Genomic DNA, 6,861 nt, shown 5'->3' with positions numbered 1-6,861 from the left:
GCTATAGAAGTCACAGTGGACGCAGTAACCGTCACACCCTTGGAAACAGTGGGCTGGAAACCACCGATACACCTTGATGTGACACCTGTCGTCACAATAAGATTGGGTAGTTTTTCGCACAAATGGACGACATCAAGCGTAAGGAGACGGTAATGAAGCGTTTTTGCGGTGAGCGATTTTGGGCGTACAGCCCTACTCTTAAACGGTTGTGCCAAGCCAAAAAGAAAGCATGGCGATGCCACACAGAATCAATGTGGCTGACACTCAACCTGATTAACGACCATGAATAATAGCTTATCTCGCGAAGACCACATCCTGATAAAGGATGAACTGGATAACATCCTTAACTCAAAATCATTCGCTCATGCTCCTGCCGTTCGAGCCTTTCTGGAATTTGTCATCAACGAAGTCATTGCCGGACGCGGTGACCGAATCAATGCTTACGCCATCGCATCGGAGGTTTTTGACAGGGGTGCTCAGTTTGACCCGTCGAACGATACCATTGTGCGCACAACAGCAGGTCGGATCAGAAAAGCGCTTCAGGCTTACTATAGCGACTGCGAGCAGAACGTCCGGGTTGTAATCAGCTTACCGAAGGGAAGGTATGTGCCCTCATTCGAGTTCCGGGATGCGCCTGCACCGCCGCAACCGGACTCATCCATAGAGGATTCCGTTAGCCGATCACCACTTTCACGCCCAGCCCTGTTAATGGCCACCTGCCTGTTGGCAGTGTTCGCTATGGGCTTGTCAGCGTATTTTTGGTGGCAGAGCGAGCCAGAATCCTTACCTACCCATATCGTTATTGATCTGCACCCGGTTCAGCATCCCGGCCAGGAGACAAAATCGCTGGCAAGAGCCATTGATATCCGTCTCGCTCCCGCTCTGTCACACATCGGGCTGGCCAGGATCACCCCGCCAGGCATAGTGCCAATTGCGACAAAAGAAAAACCGACAAAAAAGGCTTCCGGTTTTAATAACATCGCGTTTACCTTGCGGCCAACGCTCACCAATGATGCGAACCCCGAGCTGCTCTGGCAGTTGATCGATAACGAAACCGGCTATTTGTTGTGGGCCGCCAAGGAGCAATTATCAGGAACAGATTCCGCTTCAATCAACAGAGCCGTTAACAAGGTTTCGTTCCAGATCCTGGGCGAAGGCGGCGCCATACCTCTGATCCTCGACAGATACTACAGCGAAGTCTTCTCAAAGCAGGCCTGCCTCTCACGAGCACAACTCATCCGAGCGGTCGAAAACGCCAGCGTGTATCCCGAAATGCGCGAATGCCTCGAACGCGTTGTCGCCAGATTCCCCAACGATGCATCGGCGTGGGCCACCCTGAGCATTTTCAACACAGTACGATCCCGCTACTACACATCCGGCGGTCCGGAGGAGTTGTCCAAACTCATCGAAATCGCCAGACACGCCGGGCAGAAAGCCGAGAACCTTGCCCCAGAGGCCTATCTCACCAAGGTCGCTCTCATGCATCTGGCGCTTCGCCAGCGGAATATCGGGGAATTCGACACATTTCAAAGGCAAATCCGGGCGAGCTATCCGGGAGACATCTATCTCAAACTGCGTATTGCGTCCCGCATCGCTCGACTGGGACGTGGCCGGGAGGCACTGGAAATTTACCGGGAGGCGCGGGAGAGCTGGGGATTGAACCTTAGTTCGAGATCGGCCGAGTTAGCGCTGGCCTATTTCGTCGAGGGTGAGTACGAGCGCGCATATCATCACATCGCGCGAAACACATCCGGCCAACGCTACGTACTGACTCTCAAGGCCGCCGTTCTGGGTAAACTGGGTCTGGTAGAAAAAGCGCAACCAGTGATTGATGAACTTGTGGCGAGCAACCCCGACATCAGAGAGACCTTTTATCCCTGGCTCGCCGAACTGAGCTGGACACATCCATTGCTGACCGACATCGCCGACGGTCTCGCCAAAGCGGGGCTAACTGTCAGCATCACTGACAGTAATCGCGTCACAGGAATATCGGATCAATTCCAGTGAAATCAATCCGTTAACATCACATGAAGCTACCCATCGCTCAACTATGCTCACTCCTATAGCACAGTTGAATAACCCAAGCCTATAGTTCTGTCCCGCCTTGCCACTGACAGGCGCCGATCGTCCCTGAAAGGCGTATTTTCACTCCCACTCAATGGTGGCCGGCGGCTTGGACGACACATCGTAGGTCACCCGGGACACACCGGTGATTTCATTGATGATCCGGTTGGAGACCGTCTCCAGCAGATCATAAGGCAGGTGTGCCCAGCGCGCTGTCATGAAGTCGATGGTTTCTACCGCACGTAACGCAATCACGTACTCGTAGCGACGGGCATCCCCGACCACGCCCACGGACTTCACCGGCAGGAAGACCGCAAACGCCTGGCTGGTTTTGTGGTAGAAATCCGCCCGGTGCAGTTCTTCCAGGAAGATGGCATCGGCGCGACGGAGAATGTCCGCGTATTCTTTCTTTACTTCGCCCAGAATACGAACGCCCAGTCCCGGTCCCGGGAACGGGTGGCGATACACCATGTCATAGGGCAGCCCCAGCTCCAGGCCGATGCGACGAACCTCGTCCTTGAAGAGCTCACGCAGTGGCTCTACCAGCTTCAGCTTCATGGTCTCCGGCAGGCCACCCACATTGTGGTGGGACTTGATGACATGGGCTTTACCGGTCTTGGATGCCGCGGACTCAATGACGTCCGGGTAGATGGTGCCCTGGGCCAGCCAGTTCACATCGCGGATACTGGTGGCTTCTTCGTCGAACACATCGATAAATGTGTTACCGATAATCTTGCGCTTCTTCTCCGGGTCCGCCTCGCCCTTGAGCTTGGACAGGAACAGTTCCTCTGCGTCCACACGGATCACTTTCACGCCCATGTTGCTGGCGAACATGTCCATAACCTGATCGCCTTCATTCAGGCGCAGCAGGCCGTTGTCCACGAACACGCAGGTCAGCTGATCACCGATGGCCTTATGCAGCAGCGCGGCGGTTACGGACGAGTCCACGCCCCCGGAAAGGCCGAGCAATACTTTGTCGTTGCCGACCTGATCACGGATCTGCTGTACGGCGTCATCAACAATCTTGGCGGGGGTCCACAGCGCCTCACAGCCAGAGATGTTCAGCACGAAATGTTCAAGGATGCGTTTGCCCTGGAGCGTGTGAGTGACCTCCGGGTGGAACTGAACGCCGTACAGGTTGCGACTCAGGTCCTGCATGGCGGAAATCGGGGCGCTCTCGGTGGAGGCCAGCAGCTCAAAGCCGTCCGGCATGACCACAACTTTGTCACCGTGACTCATCCACACGTCCAGCAGGGACTCACCGGTGGCTGTCAGGTGATCGGTAATGTCCTGCAACAGCGGCCCGGCGGCCCGAACCTTGACCTGCGAATACCCGAATTCACGTTTCTCGGAACTGGCGACACGGCCACCAAGCTGCTCGGCCATGGTCTGCATGCCATAGCAGATACCAAGAATCGGGATACCACGATCAAACAGGCCATCCGGAGCACGGGGACCACCAAGCTGGGTGACAGATTCAGGACCGCCGGCAAGGATGATGCCTTTGGGATTAAACGCTTCAAGCTCGTCGTCGGTGATGTCGAACGCCTTGATTTCACAGTAAACCCCGATTTCCCGCACGCGACGCGCGATGAGCTGGGTGTACTGGGAACCAAAATCGAGAATCAGAATGCGGTGGTCGTGGATGTTCTGGGCCATGGAGTCCTCGGATCAGAAATAATAAGCGCGGCTCAGCCCCTGAGCCGCGCCCGGAACGGCATGATTAGCCGACACGGTAGTTGGGTGCTTCCTTGGTGATGGTCACGTCATGAACGTGGCTCTCACGCATACCCGCGTTGGTGATACGTACGAATTGTGGCCGGGTACGCATCTCTTCCATGGTGGCGCTACCGGTGTAGCCCATGGAAGCCCGCAAACCACCCATCAACTGATGCACGATGTTGCGCATTGGCCCCTTGCAGGCGACCCGGCCCTCAATGCCTTCCGGTACCAGTTTTTCAATACCCTTGGTGGCATCCTGGAAATAACGGTCACTGGACCCCTGCCCCATGGCGCCAATAGAGCCCATGCCCCGGTAGGCCTTGTAGCTGCGCCCCTGGAACAGCTCAACCTCACCCGGAGCCTCATCGGTACCCGCAAGCAGGCTGCCGATCATGACGCTGTGAGCGCCAGCAGCAATCGCCTTGGCAATGTCACCGGAGAAACGCACACCGCCATCAGCAATCAGCGGCACACCGCGTTCCTTCAGGGCAGCGGCAACGTTGGAAACCGCGGAAATCTGTGGAACGCCGATGCCAGCAACAATACGCGTGGTGCAGATGGAGCCGGGGCCGATGCCTACTTTCACGGCATCCGCGCCAGCATCCGCCAGCGCAATAGCCGCGTCGGCGGTGGCGATGTTACCACCGACAACCTGAACCTCGGGGAACTTCTCCTTGACCCAGCGCACGCGATCAATCACGCCCTTGGAGTGACCGTGGGCAGTATCAACCACAATCACATCCACGCCCGCTTCCGCCAGCGCCGTGATACGTGCCTCGGTATCACCACCAGTGCTCACGGCAGCCCCGACACGCAGACGTCCCTGCTCATCCTTGCACGCCAACGGGTAATCCTTGGCTTTCTGGATATCCTTGACGGTAATCAGACCCTTGAGCTGGAAGTCATCATTCACCACCAGTACTTTCTCAATGCGATGGCGATGCAGCAATTCCTTGACGTCATCAAGGCTTGCCCCTTCCTTGACGGTCACCAGCTTCTCCTTCGGCGTCATGATGTCTGACACCGGCGTGTCCATGCGGCTCTCAAACCGGATATCCCGGCCGGTGACTATGCCGACCAGGTCACGACCGTCAACCACCGGCAGACCGGAAATGTTATTGGCCGTGGTGATATCCACCAACTCACGTACGGTGGTTCCCGGAGTCACGGTGATAGGGTCTTTCACCACACCACTTTCAAATTTCTTGACCTTGCGAACGGCGGCCGCCTGTTGCTCGACGGTCATGTTTTTGTGCATGATGCCGATGCCGCCTTCCTGAGCCATGGCGATGGCCAGCTCGGCCTCGGTCACCGTATCCATTGCTGACGACACCAATGGAACATTCAGGGTAATGCCTTTGGTCAGCTGGGTCTTCAGGCTGACCTCGTGGGGAAGAACTTCCGAAAATCCTGGGATCAGCAGAACATCGTCAAATGTGAGGGCTTCTTCGGCAATTCGCAGCATTGGGATCCGCCTTTTGAACATGCTAAGTTGGGAATTCACCTGCCGCGCCCGGCATGGCGTGACAAAGCAAATACCTTAATCGGACTATTATAAATGGGCGTGGGTGGACAGTAAACCAGCGCAGTTTGAACCTTCGATTGCATCTTTTTGAAATTCCGCTATTTTTGCCCTTCACTTTTCGGCTATTGCGTATATTGAAGCAGGGAGTCACACATTGAACAGCCCCTTTCAGGATTCCCGTCCACGGGCATTGAGTGTCAGCGAACTGAACCACCAGGCCAAACACCTGCTGGAAACCAGCTTTATGCAGGTCTGGGTGGAAGGCGAATTGTCGGGATTTTCACGCCCGTCGTCCGGGCACTGGTATTTTTCCCTGAAGGATCGCAAATGCCAGGTCCGCTGCGCCATGTTCAGAGGCTCCAACCAGCGTATCCGCGAGTTACCGAAAGAAGGTGACCAGATACGAATCCGCGGCAAGGTGACCCTGTACGAAAACCGGGGCGACTTCCAGATCATCGTCGAACATCTTGAGCCAGCCGGCCTCGGAGCACTGCAGCAGGCCTTCGAGGAACTGAAGAGAAAGCTGCAACTGGAAGGGCTGTTTGATGCCACCCGCAAGAAACCCATACCTGCGGTCCCGCGTCACATTGGCGTTGTCACCTCGCCTACCGGCGCGGCCATTCATGACATTCTGACGGTTCTGGCGCGGCGATGCCCGGCTATCCCCGTCACGCTCTACCCCACAGCCGTTCAGGGCAAGGCGGCCACCGCCGATATTGTCCGCGCCATCCAACAGGCCCAGGCCCATGGCGTGGCCGATGTGCTGGTCATCGGTCGCGGCGGCGGGTCGCTTGAGGACCTGTGGTGCTTCAATGAAGAATCCGTTGCCCGGGCAATCGCGGACTGCAGCATCCCGACGGTAAGCGCGGTCGGCCATGAGGTCGACGTCACCATTGCGGATTTCGTGGCGGATCTCAGGGCGCCCACGCCCTCCGCCGCCGCAGAGAAAATCTCGCCGGACCAGCGGGAGTGGAGCCGGCGGGTGGATGAGACACAGGCTCGCCTCGCCAACGCCATCCGGCGGTCACTGCAACGCCTGGACACCCAGATGACGCATCTGACCGCCCGGCTTCGCGACCCCCGGCGAGAGCTGATGGATAAAGCCCAGCGCATGGACGAACTGGACATGCGCCTGGGCAAGGCCATGGCAGGGATACTCGGGCAGCAGGAGCTGCGAATGAATCATCTGAAGCAGCGGCTACTGATGCAATCCCCGAGTCGTCACCTGGACCATGGCCGGGACCGCCTGGAGCGGATGCGGGACAAGCTCCACGACGCCATCCGCCAGCGCCTCGATCGTCATCACGACAAGCTGAGCCACACCAGCCAGACCCTGCACGTGGTCAGCCCCCTGGCCACGCTGGGGCGCGGCTATGCCATTACCCGCCGTGAACGCGACGGCGCCATTATCCGGGATGCCAGCGAGGTCGCTAAAGGCGAATCCATCACCACCCGCCTGGCCAAAGGTGACCTCACCGCAACCGTGACCGAGGTCCACTCGCCCAATGAACCGGCTGACTAAGCCTATGGTCTAGTAGTCCTTCCCCTCA

General features: G+C 57.3%; 4 protein-coding genes. 2 read left to right on the top strand and 2 right to left on the bottom strand.

What is annotated here, in order from left to right; genetic code table 11:
- The first annotated feature begins 282 nt into the window (after positions 1-282).
- Positions 283-2,007 carry a tetratricopeptide repeat protein gene (locus ACJO3M_RS05225; protein ID WP_407000310.1) on the top strand — a complete coding sequence of 575 codons (1,725 nt, stop codon included), beginning with the start codon at positions 283-285 and terminating at the stop codon, positions 2,005-2,007.
- A gap of 138 nt (positions 2,008-2,145) precedes the next feature.
- Here ACJO3M_RS05225 and guaA read toward each other — a convergent pair whose 3' ends face one another.
- Together guaA and guaB are read right to left on the bottom strand one after the other, a co-directional pair.
- Positions 2,146-3,723: a glutamine-hydrolyzing GMP synthase gene (guaA, locus tag ACJO3M_RS05220; RefSeq protein ID WP_407000309.1), complete on the bottom strand. Its 1,578-nt coding sequence runs from the start codon at positions 3,721-3,723 to the stop codon at positions 2,146-2,148.
- 64 nt (positions 3,724-3,787) lie between these two features.
- The gene (gene guaB / locus ACJO3M_RS05215; protein WP_407000308.1) at positions 3,788-5,251 is read right to left on the bottom strand and encodes an IMP dehydrogenase; all 1,464 of its coding nucleotides are present in this window, start codon (positions 5,249-5,251) and stop codon (positions 3,788-3,790) included.
- A gap of 214 nt (positions 5,252-5,465) precedes the next feature.
- Between guaB and xseA the strand changes: the two genes are divergently transcribed.
- Positions 5,466-6,833 (top strand): exodeoxyribonuclease VII large subunit, encoded by a 1,368-nt coding sequence (gene xseA / locus ACJO3M_RS05210; protein ID WP_407000307.1) that lies wholly within the window; start codon positions 5,466-5,468, stop codon positions 6,831-6,833.
- The last annotated feature ends 28 nt before the right edge of the window (positions 6,834-6,861 follow it).

Source organism: Marinobacter alkalisoli, from assembly GCF_045449795.1.
Lineage (GTDB): Bacteria > Pseudomonadota > Gammaproteobacteria > Pseudomonadales > Oleiphilaceae > Marinobacter.
This window is presented reverse-complemented; position numbering and strand designations above follow the sequence as displayed.

Coding starts and splice junctions, on each gene's coding strand:
- ACJO3M_RS05225 (WP_407000310.1), top strand. CDS start 283: ATGAATAATAGCTTATCTCGCGAAGACCACATCCTGATAAAGGATGAA.
- guaA (WP_407000309.1), bottom strand. CDS start 3,723: ATGGCCCAGAACATCCACGACCACCGCATTCTGATTCTCGATTTTGGT.
- guaB (WP_407000308.1), bottom strand. CDS start 5,251: ATGCTGCGAATTGCCGAAGAAGCCCTCACATTTGACGATGTTCTGCTG.